General features: G+C 71.8%; 15 protein-coding genes and 1 pseudogene. 7 read left to right on the forward strand and 9 right to left on the reverse strand.

Going from position 1 to position 18,796, the window contains the following annotated elements:
* Nucleotides 1–5 precede the first annotated feature (5 nt).
* Nucleotides 6–2,147: a SpoIIE family protein phosphatase gene (locus ACF08W_RS19815; RefSeq protein WP_392279999.1), complete on the reverse strand. Its 2,142-nt coding sequence runs from the start codon at nt 2,145–2,147 to the stop codon at nt 6–8.
* Nucleotides 2,148–2,409: 262 nt separating this feature from the next.
* Between ACF08W_RS19815 and ACF08W_RS19820 the strand changes: the two genes are divergently transcribed.
* Nucleotides 2,410–3,480: an enoyl-CoA hydratase/isomerase family protein gene (locus ACF08W_RS19820; protein ID WP_392280000.1), complete on the forward strand. Its 1,071-nt coding sequence runs from the start codon at nt 2,410–2,412 to the stop codon at nt 3,478–3,480.
* 76 nt (nt 3,481–3,556) lie between these two features.
* On the opposite strand, the gene ACF08W_RS19825 is transcribed toward ACF08W_RS19820, so the two are convergent.
* The 5 genes from ACF08W_RS19825 to ACF08W_RS19845 form a co-directional block, all read right to left on the reverse strand.
* Nucleotides 3,557–5,035, reverse strand: coding sequence for a rhamnulokinase family protein (locus ACF08W_RS19825; RefSeq protein ID WP_392280001.1), 1,479 nt, complete (start codon nt 5,033–5,035; stop codon nt 3,557–3,559).
* A 16-nt stretch (nt 5,036–5,051) separates the two neighbouring features.
* The gene (locus tag ACF08W_RS19830; RefSeq protein ID WP_392280002.1) at nt 5,052–7,097 is read right to left on the reverse strand and encodes a bifunctional aldolase/short-chain dehydrogenase; all 2,046 of its coding nucleotides are present in this window, start codon (nt 7,095–7,097) and stop codon (nt 5,052–5,054) included.
* A gap of 69 nt (nt 7,098–7,166) precedes the next feature.
* Nucleotides 7,167–8,333 carry an L-rhamnose isomerase gene (rhaI, locus tag ACF08W_RS19835; protein WP_385216982.1) on the reverse strand — a complete coding sequence of 389 codons (1,167 nt, stop codon included), beginning with the start codon at nt 8,331–8,333 and terminating at the stop codon, nt 7,167–7,169.
* Between the two features lie 264 nt (nt 8,334–8,597).
* Nucleotides 8,598–8,825, reverse strand: coding sequence for a hypothetical protein (locus tag ACF08W_RS19840; RefSeq protein WP_352280360.1), 228 nt, complete (start codon nt 8,823–8,825; stop codon nt 8,598–8,600).
* Between the two features lie 107 nt (nt 8,826–8,932).
* Nucleotides 8,933–9,433, reverse strand: a complete 501-nt coding sequence (locus tag ACF08W_RS19845; RefSeq protein ID WP_392280003.1) for a hypothetical protein — start codon at nt 9,431–9,433, stop codon at nt 8,933–8,935.
* 174 nt (nt 9,434–9,607) lie between these two features.
* On the opposite strand from ACF08W_RS19845, the gene ACF08W_RS19850 reads away from it, so the two are divergent.
* From ACF08W_RS19850 to ACF08W_RS19865, 4 genes are all read left to right on the forward strand, one after another.
* A complete protein-coding gene (locus ACF08W_RS19850) occupies nt 9,608–10,453 on the forward strand; it encodes a pentapeptide repeat-containing protein (protein WP_392280004.1) in 846 nt (281 codons plus the stop codon).
* 146 nt (nt 10,454–10,599) lie between these two features.
* Complete coding sequence (locus tag ACF08W_RS19855) at nt 10,600–11,970, forward strand: radical SAM protein (RefSeq protein ID WP_392280005.1); 1,371 nt, start codon at nt 10,600–10,602, stop codon at nt 11,968–11,970.
* 185 nt (nt 11,971–12,155) lie between these two features.
* Nucleotides 12,156–12,707: a GH25 family lysozyme gene (locus ACF08W_RS19860; protein ID WP_392280111.1), complete on the forward strand. Its 552-nt coding sequence runs from the start codon at nt 12,156–12,158 to the stop codon at nt 12,705–12,707.
* Nucleotides 12,708–12,930: 223 nt separating this feature from the next.
* Nucleotides 12,931–13,209: a hypothetical protein gene (locus ACF08W_RS19865; protein ID WP_352280364.1), complete on the forward strand. Its 279-nt coding sequence runs from the start codon at nt 12,931–12,933 to the stop codon at nt 13,207–13,209.
* 25 nt (nt 13,210–13,234) lie between these two features.
* Here ACF08W_RS19865 and ACF08W_RS19870 read toward each other — a convergent pair whose 3' ends face one another.
* A complete protein-coding gene (locus ACF08W_RS19870) occupies nt 13,235–14,539 on the reverse strand; it encodes a nucleotidyl transferase AbiEii/AbiGii toxin family protein (protein ID WP_392280006.1) in 1,305 nt (434 codons plus the stop codon).
* Between the two features lie 274 nt (nt 14,540–14,813).
* On the opposite strand from ACF08W_RS19870, the gene ACF08W_RS19875 reads away from it, so the two are divergent.
* Nucleotides 14,814–15,995 carry a S1 family peptidase gene (locus ACF08W_RS19875; protein WP_392280007.1) on the forward strand — a complete coding sequence of 394 codons (1,182 nt, stop codon included), beginning with the start codon at nt 14,814–14,816 and terminating at the stop codon, nt 15,993–15,995.
* Nucleotides 15,996–16,058: 63 nt separating this feature from the next.
* Here ACF08W_RS19875 and ACF08W_RS19880 read toward each other — a convergent pair.
* A pseudogene (locus ACF08W_RS19880) lies at nt 16,059–16,616 on the reverse strand (hypothetical protein).
* Between the two features lie 287 nt (nt 16,617–16,903).
* Here ACF08W_RS19880 and ACF08W_RS19885 point away from each other — a divergent pair.
* Entirely contained in the window at nt 16,904–17,362 is a 459-nt protein-coding gene (locus tag ACF08W_RS19885; RefSeq protein ID WP_385216955.1) for a hypothetical protein, read from the forward strand.
* 82 nt (nt 17,363–17,444) lie between these two features.
* Here the strand turns inward: ACF08W_RS19885 and ACF08W_RS19890 are convergent, their stop codons facing one another.
* A complete protein-coding gene (locus ACF08W_RS19890) occupies nt 17,445–18,677 on the reverse strand; it encodes an MFS transporter (protein WP_392280008.1) in 1,233 nt (410 codons plus the stop codon).
* Nucleotides 18,678–18,796 lie beyond the last annotated feature (119 nt).

An 18,796-nucleotide genomic window follows, 5' to 3' on the forward strand; every position in this document is an offset into this window, starting at 1 on the left:
CTGGATCAGGGCCGCCCGGCGGTCGGGGAGGACGGCGGGGGAGTACCGGAGGGCCGGGCCGGCGGGCCGATCTCGCACCAGACCGCCTTGCCCTCGCCACGCGGCTCGATCCCCCAGCGCGAGGCCACGGCGTCCAGCAGGAGCAGCCCCCGGCCCGACGTCGCGGTCTCGCCGGGGCTGCGCCGCCTCGGCCAGGCGCTGGAGCGGTCCTGCACGGACAGCCGGACCCTGCGCACGGGCTCCGGCAGCACCTCCAGGGTGAGAACCGCGCCGCCCTCCGTGTGCAGCAGCACGTTCACCAGCAGCTCGCCGGTCACCAACTCGGCGTCGTCCGCGAGTTCGGCCATGTCCCAGTCGGTCAGGGCCTGGCGCACGATGCTCCGGGCGTCGGACAGCCCCTCCGGGTCCGCCTGGTGGATGTACTGATGCAGGCGGGGCGCCCTGGGCGACCCGGGGTCCGGGCTGCGGCGGAGCACCAGGAGCGCCACGTCGTCCCCCGAACCCCAGCGTTCCCAGAGCTGGTCCGAGAGGTGGTCGGCCAGCGCCTCGGCGCCCGCCGGTCCCACGCTCACCTCATGGATCAGGGCCCGCACACCCACGTCGATGTCGGCCCCCGGCTCCTCCACCAGACCGTCCGTGTACAGGACGAGCGTCTCGCCCGGCACCAGGTCCAGCCGGGTCTCGGGATACTCCTCGTCCCCGAAGTCCGTCGAAATGCCCAGCGGCAGACCTCCGCGCACCTGCGGGCTGCCGACCCGGCCGTCCATGTGCCGGATCAGCGGGCTGAAATGCCCCGCCCGTACCACGCGTACGGTCCCCGACGCGAGATCGACCTGGGCGTAGGTGCAGGTCGCGAACCGGTCCGTGTCCAGCTCCGCGAGGAAGCGCGAGGCGCGGGCCAGCACCGTGGAAGGAGGGTGCCCCTCGCCCGCGTACGCGCGCAGCGCGATGCGCAGCTGGCCCATGATGGCTGCCGCGTGCGTGTCATGGCCCTGCACGTCACCGACCACGATCCCGAACCGCTTGTTGGGCAGGGCGATCACGTCGTACCAGTCGCCGCCCACCTGGCGTCCGCTCCAGGCGGCGTGGTAGCGCACCGCGATCTCGCCGCCCTCGATCTCCTGGATCCGTCGCGGCAGCATCGCCGACTGAAGACCGGTGGCGAATTCGCGTTCCTCGTCGAAGAGCTTCGCGCGCTGCAGGGACTGCGCCACGATGGCGGCCAGTCCCAGGCAGAGGTTGCGTTCGTCCGCGTTGAACGAGGTGTTCTCCCGGTAGAAGAGGGCCAGGGTGCCCAGGGGGCGGGCCTGGGCGACGAGCGGGAGATAGGCGGCCGCCCGGAACTCCAGCCGGCCGGCGTGGGGGGCGAGTGCGGGGTAGCGCTCGATGAGCGCCGCGACGGAGGTCAGGAAGCGCGGCCGGCCGTCTAGCACGGTGTCCGCGAGTGGAAACCGGCGGTCCAGCCCGGCGTCCCCGACCCCGTCGATCGCCTCCACGGAGTCACCGCTCAGCACGAGGACGCTCAGCGAGGTGTTCTCGACCAGGGCGAGCGCCACGCCGTCCGCCCCGAGCCGGGTCAGCGCATCCGGGCCGGTGAGCGCCGCGGTGACGTCGTCGACGGTCACCGCCCGCGACAGCGCATTCGTTGTCCGTTCAACGATGCTGGTCTGGCGCTGGCGCTGCCTCTCCAGGTCGAGCATGAAGGCCGAATGGGTGACCTCCGCGGTGGCGTCCTGCACCACCCCGACGACCCGGTGCGGCCGACCGTCGTCATGGCGCAGGATGCGGGCCTGGATATGGGTCCACTGGTCCCGCCCGTTCTCCATCGGCACCAGGAAATGAACACTGCAGGAACTGCGCCCGCTCCGGACCGCTTCGTCGATCGCCATGTCGAGACGGGTCCGCTCCGACTGTTCCAGCAGGTTCAGCACCGTATCGGCCCGTGAATCGAAGGTCTGGGGGTTCAGGCCGAAGACGAGCAGCCCGGCGTCGTCCATGTCCAGCGTCCCGGCCTCCACGTCCCACTCGAAGCTGCCCGTCCGGTTCATGGCAAGCCGCTGCGCCGTCCCGATCTCACTGTTGTGCACCCTCTCGAACAGCAGATGCGACGGGACGGAGGTGCTCGGTTGCTGGTCGTGATCGGTCATACCTGCTCCGGAAGTCGCCGGGCGGGGCTGCCGGTCGGCGCGGCCCGAACGGGGTCACTCAATTGTCGAACCGGTCCCCGCAGGTTGCCACAGCGGGCACCGGGCGAATTTCTCCGGCCGGAGAACGGCGGCGGCCCCGCGTGCCCGGACCCCGACCCCCACCCCTGCCGCCCCGGTCCGCACCCCGCACCGGAGAATGGCGGCGGAAGGATCGCCCGCGGACCGCGAGCGATACGGCACAGGGGCTGACCGGAGCGCAATCATGAACCACGAAGATCCCGTTCTCCTGCACGACGAGGGGCGTGTCCGCCACATCACCCTCAACCGGCCACGTGCCCTGAACGCGCTGAACCACGAGATGGTGGCGCGTCTCGATGCGGCGCTGGCCGAAGCCGCGGCCGACGACACCGTCATCGCCGTCCTGATCACCGGCGCGGGCGGGCGCGGCCTCTGCGCCGGTGGCGACATCCGGTCGATCTACGAGGACGCCAGGGCGGGCGGCAGCGCGTCGACGGAGTTCTGGCGCGACGAGTACCGGCTCAACGCCCGTATCGCCCGCTTCTCCAAGCCCTACGTCGCAATCATGGACGGCATCGTGATGGGCGGCGGCGTCGGCGTCTCCGCCCACGGCGACGTCCGGGTCGTCACCGAGAACTCGCGCATCGCCATGCCCGAGACCGGCATCGGCTTCGTGCCCGACGTCGGCGGCACCCACCTGCTCGGCGCCGCCCCCGGCGAACTCGGCATCCATCTCGCGCTCACCGCGGACGCGGTCGGCGCGGCCGACGCACTGCTCTGCGGGCTCGCCGACCACTTCGTCCCGTCCGAACGCCTTGCCCCGCTCGTCGCGGACCTCGCCGGATGCGACACGGCAGCGGGGATCGAGGAGACGGTCCGCCGCCATGCCGCGCCCGCACCGGCCGGCGAACTGGCCGCGCACCGCGAATGGATCGATGCCTGCTACCGGGCGGACACCGTCGAGGAGATCGTCGACCGGCTCGACGGCAGCGGCATCCCCGCCGCCAAGCAGGCCGCCCAGACGATCCTCGGCAAGTCCCCGACCGCGCTGAAGGCGACCCTCTCGGCGGTCCGCAGGGCACGTGGTCTCGGCAGCCTGGAAGCGGTGCTCGACCAGGAGTACCGGACCTCGTGCGCGGCTTTCACCCGGCCCGACCTGGTGGAAGGCGTACGAGCGCAGATCATCGACAAGGACCGCACCCCGCGCTGGAACCCGGCGACCCTCGCCGAGGTCACCGATGAGGACGTGGCCTCCTTCTTCGCCTCACTGGGCGACCGGGAACTCGGCCTCGCCGCGCCCGCGACGACGGACTGAGCCCCGCGGCACGCCCGCATCCCGTATGCGGCGGTCCGGCCCGGCCGCACCGGGAGCGGGGCCGGTCGGCACCGGTTCAGCACGCGTGCAGCCGGGCGGCGGCCCCGTCCCAGGCCCCCTGGTCCCCCTGCGGCACGTAATGGCGCAACTCCTGTGTACGGGACACCAGTCGCCGCATCCCGGCCAGGTCGCCGACCAGCCCCCGGGCACGGGCCTGCACCAGGATGTTGCCGAGCGCGGTCGCCTCGGCCGGGCCGGCGGTGACGGGCAGACCCGTGGCATCCGCGGTCCACTGGCACAGCAGCTCGTTGCGCGATCCGCCGCCCACCATGTGGATCCGGGTCACCTCCTGGTCGGCGAGCGAGGCCGCCTCCCTCAGGGTCCTGCGATGGGCCAGCGCCAGGCTCTCCAGCACGCACCGGACGTACCCTCCCGGGCCGTCCGGCGCCGCCTGCCCCGATGCGGCGAGCCGCTCGTCGATGCACGACACCATGTCGTCCGGTGCGAGGAACGCCTCGTCGTCGGGGTCGACCAGAGCCGCGAACGGCCGGGCGCGCGCGGCGGCCGAAAGCAGCTCGCCCAGCCCAGGAGCCCCGCCCCGCCGCTCCCAGGACCGGCGGCACTCCTCCAGCAGCCACATCCCCATGATGTTGCGCAGGTAGCGCACGGTCCCGTCGATTCCGCGCTCATTGGTGAAGTTGGCCGCCCGGGACGCCTCGGTCAGCACCGGTGACGCCAGCTCCAGTCCCGCCAACGACCACGTGCCGCAGGACACATAGGCGAACCCCGGCCCGGTGGCGGGCACCGCCGCCACCGCCGACGCCGTGTCGTGCGAGGCGACGACCGTCACCGGCGTAGCGACCGGCAGACCCGTTTCCGCGGCGACATGCGGCAGCAGCGTCCCCGCCGGGTCGCCCGGCTCACGCAACGACGGGAACCAGGAACGCTCCAGGCCCAGACGGCCCATCAGCCCGTCCGACCAGCCGCCGGCCGAGGCGTCGAACAGACCGGTCGTCGACGCGTTGGTGACCTCGGCGCCCACCGACCCGGTCAGCCAGTACGTCATCAGGTCGGGGATCATCAGCACCGTCCGGGCCGCACCCCACTGCGCCCCCGTACGGTGGGCCGCGAGCTGGAACACCGTGTTGAACGGCAGGTGCTGCACACCGCTCACCGCGTACAGCTCCCGCGCCCCGCACACCGCGAGCACCCGCTCGGCCGCCCGCGCGTTCCTGCCGTCCCGGTAGTGGAACGGCAGGCCGAGCAGGGCCCCGTCCGCGTCGAGCAGACCGTAGTCGACCGCCCACGAGTCGATGCCGACGGAGGCCACCGGGCCACCGCGCGCGGCGGCCCGCAGCCCCTCCAGCACCTCCCGGTACAGCCCGAGCACGTCCCACCGCAGCCCGTCCGGCAGCCGCACCGGCACGTTGGCGAACCGGTGCCGCTCGCGCAGCGCCAGCAGCTCCGGGCCGACCCGACCCGTGATCACCCGGCCGCTGGTCGCGCCGAGGTCCACGGCGGCGAAGACCGCGTCGCGCTCCGGTGTCACAGCCATCGGCATCCCCGTCCGGTCATCGGAGGAAGGCCGCGGCCACACCGGCGTCGACCGGCACATGGACCCCGGTGGTGTGCGTGAGCTCTCCACCGGTCAGCGCGAACACGGCGTTGGCCACGTGCTCCGGAAGCACCTCGCGCTTGAGCAGTGTCCGCTGGGCGTAGAACTCGCCGAGCTTCTCCTCCTCGATCCCGTACGTCGCGGCGCGCTGGGCGCCCCAGCCACCGGCGAAGATCCCCGAACCACGCACCACACCGTCCGGATTGACGCCGTTGACCCGGATCCCGTGCTCGCCCAGCTCCGCGGCCAGCAGGCGCACCTGATGGGCCTGGTCGGCCTTGGTGGCCGAGTAAGCGATGTTGTTCGGGCCCGCGAACACCGAGTTCTTCGACGTGATGTAGACGATGTCACCACCGAGCCGCTGTCCGCGCATCACCCGGGCGGCCTCCCGCGAGACCAGGAACGAGCCACGCGCCATGATCGCGTGCTGACGGTCCCAGTCCTGCGCCGTCGTCTCCAGCAGCGGCTTCGAGACGGAGATCCCGGCGTTGTTCACCACCAGATCCACCCCGCCGAACGCCAACGCGGCGGCCCGGAACGCCTCGACGATCTGCTCCTCCCGGGTCACGTCGACCGTCACGGCGACCGCGGTGTCCGGCCCGCCGATCTCTTGCGCCACCGAAGCGGCGCGCTCCGCGTCGATGTCGGCGACGACGACACACGCCCCCTCCGCGGCCAGCCGGTGCGCGATCGCCCTGCCGATGCCGGACCCGGCGCCGGTGACCAGCGCCACCCGGGCGGCCAGCGGCTTCGCCCTCGGCATCCGGCGCAGTTTCGCCTCCTCCAACTCCCAGTACTCGATCCGGAACTTCTCGGACTCCTCGATCGGAGCGTAGGAGGAGACCGCCTCGGCGCCGCGCATCACATGGACGGCGTTGAGATAGAACTCCCCGGCGACCCGCGCCGTCTGCTTGTCCTTGCCGAAGGAGAACATCCCCACCCCCGGCACGAGCACGATCGCCGGATCCGCACCACGCATCGCCGGGGAATCGGGGGTGGCATGACGTTCGTAGTACGCGCGATACGCCTCCCGGTACTCCCCGTGCAGCTCCGTCAGCCGGGCCACCGCCTCCTCCAGCGGGGCGTCCGCCGGCAGATCGAGCACCAGCGGACGGACCTTCGTACGCAGGAAGTGGTCCGGGCACGACGTTCCGAGCGCGGCGAGCCGGGGATGTTCGGTCCGGGACAGGAAGTCGAGGACCGGCTCCGCGTCGGTGAAGTGGCCCACCTGGAGGCGGTCCGTCGAGACGAGGCCCCGGACCAGCGGGGCGAGTTCGGCCGCGCGCTCCCGGCGCCGCTCCCGGGGCAGGGGCTCCCGGCCCGCCCATACGGGGCCGAAGGGCTCGGCCCCGCCCCGTTCCCGGAGGAAGGACTCGGCGGTCCGGATCATCCAGAGGGCGTTCTGCTCGCACTCCTCGGACGTCGCGCCCCAGGCCGTGATGCCGTGGCCGCCGAGCACCACCCCGACGGCCCGCGGGTCGGCCGCGCGGACCGCGGCGATGTCCAGGCCGAGCTGGAACCCGGGCCTGCGCCAGCCCACCCAGGCCACCCGGTCACCGAAGCACTCGGCGGTGAGCCTCTCGCCGTCCGCCGCGCAGGCCAGCGCGATCCCCGCGTCCGGATGCAGATGGTCGACATGCGGCGCCTCCACCAGGGCGTGCATCGCCGTGTCGATGGACGGCGCCGCGCCTCCCTTGCCGTGCAGGCAGTAGTCGAAGGCCGCCACCATCTCGTCCTCGCGCTCCACCCCCGGGTACACGTCCTTGAGGGCGCGCACCCGGTCCAGGCGCAGTACCGCGAGCCCGGACTCGGTGAGTGTGCCGAGGTCCCCGCCGGACCCCTTGACCCACAGCAGTTCCGTCTCGCCGCCCGTGACGGGGTCGGTGCCGCCGGCCTTGACCGAGGCGTTGCCGCCGGCGTAGTTGGTGTTCCGGGGGTCGGAGCCGAGCCGGTGGGCGCGTGCCAGGAGCGCGGCGACTTCGGGGTGCGTCGCGGAGGCCATGTGATTCCTTCGTGGTCGAGGTCGGGCAGGCCGGTGGCGGCATGGGGGAGCGGGCGGGACGCCCGGGGCTCAGGCGCCCCAGCCGGCCTGCTCGCCGCCGACCCGGGCCGCGGCGATCCGCTCCTGGTTCCCCGAGGCCAGATAGGCGGCGAACGGGTCCCTCGCCAGCCCCAGCTCCTCACGGACCTCCGCGAGCAGCGGACGCACATCGGTGTTGTACGCGTCCATCAGGACCGCGTTCGCGGCCAGGACGTCGCCGGACCGCTGCGCGTCGCCCAGCGCGGCCCGGTCGACCAGCAACGCCTTGGCCGTCGCCTCCTGCACATTGGCGACCGAACGGATGACGGCGGGGATCTTCGCCTCGATGTTGTGGCACTGGTCGAGCATGAAGTTGACGTTCGTCTCCGGCCTCAGACCACCGTTGCCGATCACCTCGTGCATGATGCGGAACAGCTGGAACGGGTCCGCCGCCCCGACCATCAGATCGTCGTCCGCGTAGAACCGGGAGTTGAAGTCGAACGCGCCCAGCTTCCCCGCGCGCAGCAGGAACGCCACGATGAACTCGATGTTCGTTCCGGGCGCGTGGTGGCCGGTGTCCACCACCACCTGTGCCTTGGGCCCGAGGGCGAGGCAGTGCGCGTACGCCGTACCCCAGTCCGGCACGTCCATCGTGTAGAAAGCCGGCTCGAACAGCTTGTACTCCAGCAGCATCCGCTGGTCGTCGGCGAGCCTGCCGTAGACCTCGGCCAGCGCCTCGGCAAGCCGGTCCTGGCGTGCGGCGATGTCGTCCTGCCCGGGGTAGTTGGTGCCGTCGGAGAACCAGAGCTTGAGATCGGGCGAGCCGGTCTCGTCCATGATGTCGACGCACTCCAGCAAATGGCCGACGGCCTTGCGGCGCACCTTCGGGTCCGGATGGGTGACCGAGCCGAGCTTGTAGTCGTCGTCCTGGAACACGTTCGAGTTGATCGCCCCGATCCGCACGCCGAGTCCCTTGGCGTGCCGGTTCAGCGCGGCGTAGTCGTCGACCCTGTCCCACGGGATGTGCAGCGACACCTTCGGGGCGACCCCGGTGAACGCGTGCACCTGCGCCGCGTCCTCCAGCTTCTCGAAGGGATCGCGCGGCACCCCCGGCTGGGCGAACACCTTGAACCGCGTCCCCGAATTTCCGTATCCCCACGACGGGGTCTCGATGACCTGGGACTTCAGAGCTGCCTTGACGGCCGAAACATCAGACATGAACACCTCGTGGGTGGAGTCGCCGCCCGGCGGCCGGAGGAGACCGCGCGGATGCATGAAACGTTTCACTCGATACGTACGCTAGGTTTGCCGCAGAGGGACAGTCAAGAACCCCGCCGGGGACCCGACCGTCGTCCTCCGGATGCCCCGAACCGGCGGCGTCCTCGGCCGACGGCCCTGCGGCCCGCAGCCTTCCTGGATCAATTCACCGACGGATCCGGGGCACCGGACCGCGGTGCCCGAAACCGCCTCCGCCGCTCCCGTTCAGCGCGTGGCGCCCGGCGTACCCGGCCGCAGGGAGCTGACCAGGTCGAAGAACCGGGACTCGTTGCCGCGGAAGCCGGCCTGCCGCAGCGCACCGTCCGCCTCCGCGATCGGGCAGGCGAGCAGCGGCACATACCGAGGGCCGTCCGCCGGATCGGCGAGCGCCGCCCGAGTGGCCTCCAGCAGTCGGACGTAGGCCTGGGCCGCGGCGAGTTCGTCAGCACTCATCTCAGCATCTTCCGGTCAGAGGTGTCGGATCCACCAGCATCCCCCATGGGTACGACAACGGCCCTCAGACCGTGCCCGGCGTACCGGGACGGTGGTACCGGACCGGCCTATGACAGGACTTGACGACCGTCCGGCCCCCGCGCACCGGCCGGAGGCTCGACCTCCAGGAATCTTCGACGGCGCGCCCCCCGGTACAGCAGCACCGTCCATCCCGACTCGCGCAGCGCCGTCGCGCACCGCCCCAGCCCGTCCTCCTCCGTACGGGCGGCGCCGCTGCCCGGCGGCCCGAGCCATTCGACTCGTACACCGCCGACGGCCTCGCCCGGGCGCAACCGGTACCCCGTCGCCGTCCGCAGGCCCGTGGCGTCGGTGGCCGACGCGGGCAGGCCCGCCGCTTCCAGCGCGAGGGCGACCGCCCGGACCGGCCGGTTCGCCTCCCAAGGGGCGGGAACGCTCTCCGGGGCGTCATGACCGACGTTCGTCAGCCGACGGATCTGCAGCATGCCTTCGAACGCCGTTCGCACGGACGCGGCGCGCCTCCCGTCCGCCACCGGCGCCGGGCCGTCCCCGGTCGCCGGATCGAAACCGGGATCCTGCTCGGTGCTCATCGGCGTCCCCCTTCACCCGTGCCGTGTTCCCGACTCCTGCCAGTGTGCGACGCGCCACTGACAACGGCACCGGACACCCGGGCGTGGCCCCGAGCGTCAGTAAGGACGGCGAACGGGTGGCGGCTCCCGGTAGGGTCGGCCGTCCGCCCCGCTCATCCGAAGGATCCACCCACAGTGCCCCACAACGTCCAAGGCCCCGGAACCGAACGCGACGAGCTGCGCGCCGACTGCGCCAACTGCTCCGGACTGTGCTGCGTGGCGCTGACGCTGACCCGGTCCGCGGACTTCGCGGTCGACAAGGAGGCCGGGCAGCCCTGCCGGAACCTCCAGGAGGACTTCCGCTGCGGCATCCACACCGAACTGCGGACCCGGGGCTTCCCCGGCTGCACCGTGTACGACTGCTTCGGGGCGGGCCAGAAGGTCTCCCGCGAGATCTTCGCCGGACGGGACTGGCGCGGGGACCGGGAGACCGCCCGGCAGATGTTCCAGGTGTTCCCGGTCGTACGCCAGCTCCACGAGTTGCTCTGGTACCTCACAGAAACGCTGTCCCTCGCTCCGGCCAAGCCCCTGTACGGCGAGGCCCGGCGCCTCCTCGACGAGACGGAACGCCTCAGCCGACTGCCCGCCGACGCCAGTGCGGAGCTGGACGTGGCCGCTCACCGCGAGACCGTGGCCGAACTGCTGCACCAGGTCAGCGCACGCGTACGGGCGACCGCGCCGCGCCCGAAGAACGGGAAGAAGCGCGACCGCCGGGGCGCCGACCTCATCGGAGCCAGGCTCCGGGGCGCGGATCTGCGGGGCGCCGACCTGCGCGGCGCGTACCTGATAGCGGCCGACCTCAGCGGGGCGGATCTGCGCCTTGCCGACCTGATAGGCGCCGATTTCCGGGACGCGGACGTATCGGGCGCCGACCTCACCGATAGCCTCTTCCTCACCCAGGCCCAGCTCAACGCCGCCCGGGGCGACGCGGCGACACGGCTTCCGTCCGCGCTCCGCCGCCCCGCGCACTGGGACCGGTGAATCCCGGGGCTCCGCACACGGAGCCCGGCGGACGGTCCGGACCGTGTGGCCGAGGTCGGTGAGCCGGGCACTGCGGACGTGTCCGGTTCGTTGCACAGTGCGGCGTACCCGGACGCCGACGACGACCGGACCGAGGAGTTCCGCACATGCCCAGCACCACCGACGGCAGCACAGATCCGAGCCGCACGGACGGGAACCGCACCCGTCTCGTGGAGGGCCTCATGGAGCGGTTCCCGCACGTGCCCCGGGAAGCCGTCATCAAGGAGGACCTGCTGCGCGGCGGCGTGGCGTTCGACGAGTCCGCCCTCAGCGACAACGAGAACGGCGACGTCAAGCCGAAGTCCTACTTCATCTTCTCCTTCGACCACGGCACCCTCCCCGAGCTGGGAGCGGCCGCGCTGCGCCGCCCGCCGGAGGAGATCGTCCTCACCGGCGGCCCGTACGACCTGCGCAGGACCGTCGTGTCGGTGCGGGTCAACCCGTCGTCCCCGTACCGCGTCGCGGCCGACGCGGACGGCGTGCTCGGGCTGTACCTCGACGGCAGGCGGATCTCCGAAGTGGGCCTGCCCCCGATGCCGGACTACTACCGGCACACGCTGGAGAACGGCAAGTCCGTGATGGAGGTGGCGCCCACCATCCAGTGGGGATACCTGGTCTATCTGACCGTCTTCCGGGTCTGCCAGTACTTCGGCGCGAAGGAGGAGTGCCAGTACTGCGACATCAACCACAACTGGCGCCAGCACAAGGCGGCCGGCCGGCCCTACACCGGTGTGAAGCCGGTCGAGGAGGTCCTGGAGGCGCTCGCCATCATCGACAAGTACGACACGGCGAAGACGTCCACCGCCTACACCCTCACCGGCGGGGCCATCACCTCCCACATCGGCGGACGCGACGAGGCCGACTTCTACGGCCAGTACGCCAAGGCCATCGAGGAGCGCTTCCCCGGCCGCTGGATCGGAAAGGTCGTCGCCCAGGCCCTGCCCAAGGCCGACGTGCAGCGCTTCCACGACTACGGCGTACAGATCTACCACCCCAACTACGAGGTGTGGGACCGCCGGCTGTTCGAGCTGTACTGCCCCGGCAAGGAGCGCTACGTGGGCCGCGACGAGTGGCACCGCCGCATCCTGGACTCCGCCGACGTCTTCGGCGCGCGCAACGTCATCCCCAACTTCGTGGCGGGTGTGGAGATGGCCGCGCCGTTCGGCTTCACCTCGGTGGACGACGCCATCGCCTCGACCACCGAGGGCCTGCGGTTCTTCATGTCGCACGGCATCACGCCCCGGTTCACCACCTGGTGCCCGGAGCCCACCACCCCGCTCGGAAAGACCAATCCGGACGGAGCACCGCTCGAATACCACATCCGCCTGCTGGACGCCTACCGCGCCACGATGGAGGAGTACGGGCTCAGCTCGCCCCCCGGCTACGGCCCGTCCGGGCCGGGACGGGCGGTCTTCTCCGTGAGCTCGTTCATGGACAGCCTCCCGGCCGCCGCTGCCGCCGACGAGAACCCGGCTTAGCGTCCCGGGGCCGGGGCGTGCCGGGCCCGGCGGGGACGTACTCCGCCGCGCCCGGCCGGGGCCGGTCCGTCCGTTCCGGACGGGGGAAAAACGGTTCGTCCGTTGACCCCGAGGATGGGAGCAGATGTCGGCGGGCACGTAGAGGAGGAGAACGGAACCACCGATACAACGTGAAGGCGGTGCCCATGTTGCATGGCGTCGATGTCAGCTCCCATCAGTCGTCCTTCGACACGGACGGACTGGACTTCGTCTTCATCAAGGCCACCGAGGGCCGCTCGTACGTCAATCCGCATCTGGCGGAGCAGGTGAAGCGTGCGAGGGACGCGGCATGCGTGGTCGGCTTCTACCACTTCCTCTGGCCCGGGGACATCAACGCCCAGGCCGAGTACTTCGTGAACAACGCCTCGGAGAAGGACGGGGACCTGCTCGCGGTCGACTGGGAGCAGAACGGTGAGGGCACCAGGGCGAGCAATGCCGAGAAGGACAGCTTCATCCGGGAGGTCAAGCGGCTGCGGCCGCACAACAGGGTCCTGCTGTACTGCAACCGGTACTTCTGGCTGAACCACGACACCACCTCGTACGCCGGGGACGGCCTGTGGATCGCCGACTACGTCCCTCAGGGGAAGCCCCGTATCAAGGCCTCGTGGCGGATTCACCAGTACACCGACCAGCCTCTCGACCGGGACGTCGCCGACTTCCCGTCCAGGGCCGCACTGCTCGACTGGGCCAAGGGGTAGGCGGCGGGAGGCGGGCCGCGCGGCACCGATGCGGACACCGGCGTCCGCGGCCCGGCCGACGAGCGCCCCACCTGACCCGGGGCCCGGCGGTGGCCGCGTGGCGGGACCGGGAACGGGCCGGGTCGGCCACGCTGTTGACGCGGGCCTGTGCCCGGTACGGCCCGCGGAAGCCGCGCCCAGGTCGCTGACGGGTTCCCCGGTCCGGGTGCGGCACACTTCTCGGATGACCACAGCCTCGGCTCAGCCGCCTCGCGACCGCGCGCTCGGGCGCGGCATCACCACCCTCATCCCGCAGGCCGCCACCGAGCCCCCGGCCACCCCGGCCGAGCAGGCGGCGGCCGTGCTCACGGCGATGCAGAGCGTTCCGGTGCGCGTGGGAGTCCTTCAGGCGGCCGTGGTCCTCCTGGAGGAACGGGTACGGGCGACCGACGACCCGGCGGAGCGCGCCGCGGCCGCGACGACGGTCGCCATGCTGCGCAGCGCGATCGGCCGGGCCGGCTGAACCAGGGCCGGCGGTGGCGCCCGGCTCAGCCCAGATCGGCGAGGATCCGGGCGCACGCCTCCGGCCGGTCGCGCCAGTACGACCAGGGCTCCTGACAGGAGAACACCTCGGCGAGGGCCTCCTCCGGGCCGAGGCGCTCGGCCCCGGCTAGCTCCCGTACGACCACGACGGCTGCCATCAGGCCGTCCCGTCCGCCTTGCGACAGGTGGCCGAGCGCGGAAGCGGGATCGTCGGCGGATGTCGCGCGGACGTACTCCACCAGAGGCTGGAGCCAGTCGGCCCACTGCTGGTACCCGTCCGCGCCGTCGCCCACCACCTTCGCTTCGATCAACGGCGCCAGCACCCGCACGAGACGGGCGTGGTAGTCCTCCGCGCTCCCGGTGACCCATGGATGCTCGGCGACGAAGTCCTCCCATTCGCCGCGGCCCGGCACCATCTCGTCCAGCGACCAGGCGCCGATGGGGCGCAGGGCCTCGACGCCGCTGAGGACGAGGGCCTTGCGCAGCAGTTCGTAGCTCGGGGACGCGTACTCGGCGAGCAGCACGGCATCGTAGAGGTCCTTGCCCTGGGGGTACATGTCCGTGGCCAGCCACAGCAACTTCCAGGCCAGGGAGAGGCCGGGGGAGACGGCGCGTATCCGGCATCCCGGCCCGCGCCCCAGCGGCCGGAGCTCGGTGGGTTCCGCCGGTTCGGGGAGGAACTCGTTGAACACCACGTCGAGTTGCACGGTCCCGCCCGGCACCCGGTCGGCCGTCCACGGCAGCAGCATGCGGCGGCCGGGCACCCGGTCGTACGTCCAGATCTCCTCCGTCACCATGCCCGCCGCGTCGACACGCACGGCCCCGTGGCGTTCCGCTGCCGCCGCCGCGTCCCGGGCGATGGTGTCGAAGAGGGCGGCGCAGCGCGGGTCGTCCATGGCGCGGTCCCGGGGCGTGAAGAGGAAGTCCAGGTCCCCCGGATCACGGGCGGCCCTTCCGAACCACGTGGACATCAACGCGCTCCCGCGCAGCACCAGATGACCGCCCCACGGCCCTTCGGCGACCGAGGCGAGGACCAGGTCCAGGACGGTGCGCCGCGCCCGGTGCCAGGCCCGTCCCCGTTCTTCCTCCCCGGTACCGAACCGGGGCTCCCCGGACCGGAGGGCATTCGGGAACTGCTTGAGGGCGGGATCGAAGAGCAGGGGGTGGTCCATCCCGGCCGGTGCGGGCAGCAGCGTGGCCGGAAGGCCCTGCGCCCGCCGGGTCTCCTCGTCGAGCGGAAGCGCGGGGACGCGGCGTGGGCCCCGAACCAGTCCGTTCCAGGTCGGGATCTCGTCGGGAGAGGGTGCCATGGTGCGACTCCTGCGGGAGGGAAGGGTTCTGCTCGGGCCCGGGTGGTGGCGCGGAGGCCGAAGTGCCCGGTGTCCGCCACCGTCTGACGCGAGCATAGGCGGCGGGCGGTCATGGATTCCGGGGCTCCCGGAGGAACACGTCATTGGCATGGACCTGGCGTGCACCCTGCGTTACAGTCCGTCCCGGCACACTCTGAGAGCGCTCTCAGGAGAGCGTTCCCGGACGCCTGCTGTTCCTCCCCCACGATGCCGGAACAACAGAAGGGCCACTGCCTTGAGATACAAGAACGCGCTGCGCACGAGCCTGGCCGCCGCGCTGGTCGCCGGGGCCTGGGCCGCCGTCGGCCCGGCCTCGGGTCCGGCCTCCGCCGCTGCCGCGGACCGGGCTTCCATGCCGTCACCCTCGTCCGTGGTCGCGGAGGAACCCGCATCCGCGGGGATGCTCTCCGCCATGCGACGGGACCTCGGCCTGACCGAGAGCCGGGCCAGGGCGCGGCTGGCGGCGGAGAGGACGGCAACAGCCGTACAGGAGAAGGCGCGGCGGGCCGCCGGGCCGTCCTATGCCGGATCCTGGTTCAACCCGGCCGTGAACCGGCTCGTCGTGGCCGTCACGGACACCCGCGCGTCGAACGCCGTCCGGGCTTCCGGTGCGGCGGTCCGGCTGGTGCGCCACAGCGCGCGGCAGCTCGACGCCACGAAGGCGCGCCTCGACGGAATGCGGGCGCCGGCCGGGGTCAGCGGCTGGCACGTCGATCCGAAGGTGAACCGGGTCGTGGTCGACGTCGTCACCCCGGCAGCTTCTGACAACGATGTCCGCACCTTCGTCGACCGGGCCCGCGCCGCAGGTCCCGTGGTGGTGCACAGGACCCCGGGGGCTCCCCGTACCTTCTCCGCCGGCACAGTGGGCGGCGACCCGTACTACACGGGCAATGTACGGTGCTCGATCGGCTTCTCCGTGTACGGCGGTTTCGTCACGGCGGGGCACTGCGGCCGGGCCGGTGCCGCGGTGAGTGGCTGGGACGGTTCGGCCATCGGTGCCTTCCAGGGCTCGTCCTTCCCGGGCGACGACTACGCGTGGGTGAGCGTCGGCAACGGCTGGTGGACCGTGCCCGTGGTCCTGGGATGGGGCACCGTTTCCGACCAACTGGTCCGGGGCTCCGCGGAGGCGCCCGTCGGTGCCTCGATATGCCGCTCCGGGTCGACCAGCCACTGGCACTGCGGCAATGTCCTCGCCACCAACGAGACCGTGAACTACAGCCAGGGCGCGGTCCACCAGATGACCAGGACGAGCGTCTGCGCCGAACCCGGTGACTCGGGCGGCTCGTTCATCAGTGGCGACCAGGCCCAGGGCGTCACGTCCGGCGGCTGGGGCGACTGCACCGGCGGAGGAGAGACCTGGCACCAGCCCATCAACGAGATCCTGGGCCGGTACGGACTGACCCTGCACACGGCCTGACCCTCGCGGACGTCCGCCCGGCCCGCCCGTACGGAACGGCCGGGCGTGACGCTCCGAGAGGGGTCAGCCGCCGGAGTGCGCACGGCGCGCCGACCCCGCGAAGTCGGCGAGCCTCCCGAAGTCGTCCTCGCGCAGGCCGATCCGGGGATCGACGTGGTGCAGAAGCCCACGACCGGGGTGATGGGCGGCCAGTTACGCCTCGTCGGGTCCGCTCTGCTCGTCGTCCACCCAGGCGAAGGGCCGACCGGCCGCGTACTCCACCAGCGGAGCGGTCTTCCAGTGGACGCCGTCGGGGCGTTCCCGGAACAGGGCGTCGCCGAAGTCGACGAAGGGCAGCTCCGGAAGGCCGAGCACCGGGGCGATCCACCGGTTCGCCTCGCCCATCCATGTGGTGGCCCAGCACAGCTCGTAGCCGAGCCGGAGCAGGGTGGGTCCGTGCTCCGGGTTGAGCCAGACCCGCAACGGGCCGCGTCGGAGGCGGACTCCACCCCCGTTTCCCGTCGACGTCCCGCCGTCCTGGGGCACACGGATCGTGGTGTAGCCGGCGGGGCGCCTCTCCGGCTTGGCGGCGTAGGGGTTGAGCGGCCCGTCGACGTCGAGGAACAGCAAGGGCCTGTTCATGGGGTTCCCCTGTCGTGGATCCGCCGGTCGAGTGGTGCGGACAGCCTAGTCGCGACGGTGCGGCGGACCCGGACGCATGCGCGCCGTTCGTTCCCCGGAGGCGCGGCACCCCTGACCTGAATTGGCCGTAGCATGTCAATAAATCATGGCGATGTGTCTTGTTGCTTCGAGGGGCCCGTGCCTCAATGGGCGAGGCAGTCCCACTGACGATACGTCAGGGAATGTCGTGTCCGGCGCCGTGTGCCGGTTCGGTGCGCCGGATCCCCCCACAGGAAAGGCAGATCACCATGAGGCATGGCATACGGCGGATCGCCGTCTGTTCCGCCCTGGCGGCGGGCGCGCTCGCGCTCACGCCGACGGCCGAGGCGGTCACCCCCACCACCGCCACCATCTCCTTCGACTGCGGAATCTACGGCTCGGGCAGCGCGAACCTCGTCGCCACCCAGAGCGGCACGAGCGCGACCATCGAACTGTCGACCTCCGCCATCACCGCCCCGATCGACGTCGGCGCGAACACCGTCACCTCCACGCTCACGCTCACCAGGAACGGCTCCGGATCGGTGAACTTCACCGGCAGCGGCAATCCCGCCATCCCCGCCGGGAGCCCGGTTTCGACGGGGAAGCTCAGCGGGACCGTCGCCACCGGGGACAGCCTGGTGGCCAAGTCCCTCAAGATCGTGGTGATGGGCATCACCGTGACCTGCAACGCGACCTCCGCCCAGACACCCGGGCCGTTCGTCTTCTGACCGGCCGCAGAGCCCCGTGGTGCCGTGTCCGGCGCCGGACACGGCACCACGGGGTGGGACGAGCGGTGGTCCGCCCCGTAGCTCAGGCGTCCGCGAGGTCCTTCGACGGAGCGTTCGCGCGGCGGGGGAGCAGTACCGGGGTGGCGAGGAGAACGATCCCCGCGACGGCGATCGCCGTCCGGGTGCCGATCACGGAGGCCAGCGCCCCCCACAGGGCGGTCGTCCCGGCGATGGCGAGGCTGCTGCTGACCGACCAGGCGGAGAGGGTACGGGCGACCAGGCCGGACTCCGTGTGATCGAGCCGGTACGTGGCCAGCACCGGGTTGAACACCGCGCAACAGGTCACCAGGCCGAGCTGGACGGCCATCACCAGCACCATCCCCGGCACGCCTGGCCCGACGAACGCCAGACCGATGGGCCAGCAGGCCCGCAGGACACCGGCCGACATCAGCACCTCGCGCCGGCCGAACCGGGTCACGAGCCGACGTGCGAGGCGGGAGCCGACGAGGCCGCCGACGCACGGCGCCGCGAACATCAGCCCGTACTGCCATGGGGCGAAGCCGAGATCGCCCAGCAGCAGCACGGCGAGCAGCGGCTCGGAGGCCATGATCAGGCCGTTGACCACGATCGCGTTGAAGAGCAGCGGGCGCAGCGTGGGGTGGTCGAGGATGTGACGCCACCCGGCGAGCAGGTCACCCGCGCTCAGCCGAGCCGCCCCGGCCCGTTCGGGGCGGGGCTCCGTCCCGCCGATCGCACGGATGCCCAGGGCCGAGAGCAGATAGCTGCAGGCATCGGCGATCACGGTCGTCACCGGCCCGAACGCCGCGATCACGGCCCCGCCGAGCGGCGGCCCGACCATCGTCGCCGACCAGGTCGTCGACTCGAACCGGCCGTTCGCGACCAGCAGGTCCTCGGGCGGCAGAAGCCTCTTGAGGTACGCGCCGCAGGCGGAGTTGAAGGCGATGTTGGCCGCGGCGACCACGATCGACACGACCAGGAGCTGGGCGAAGCTCAGCCGGCCGAACCAGTACGCCACCGGGACGCTCAGCAGCGCCGCGAACCGCAGCAGGTCCGTCCCCACCATGACCGGCCGCTTGCGGCGGAACTCGACCCACGGCCCGAGCGGAACCGCCAGCACCGCCCCCACCGCCCGCCCGGCGGCGGCCAGCACCGCCACCTGAGTCGGCCCGGAGTCCAGGACGAGCACGGCGATCATGGCGAACGCGCCGAAGCCGAGCCCCGTCCCGTACGCGCTGACGGCGTACGCCGACCACAACCATCCGAACCGCCGCCCCAGGGACCGTCCGCCCGCCATTCCCCCACACACCTCTCGCGCACTTCTCGCCGACCTGGACAACCACACGCTGACCGACGGAATCAAAGCGAGTGCTGGGCGCTCGGGGCAAACAACTGTTCTGTGCGGAACTACAACCG

This window comes from Streptomyces sp. NPDC015144, assembly GCF_043079735.1.
Classification (GTDB): Bacteria; Actinomycetota; Actinomycetes; order Streptomycetales; family Streptomycetaceae; genus Streptomyces.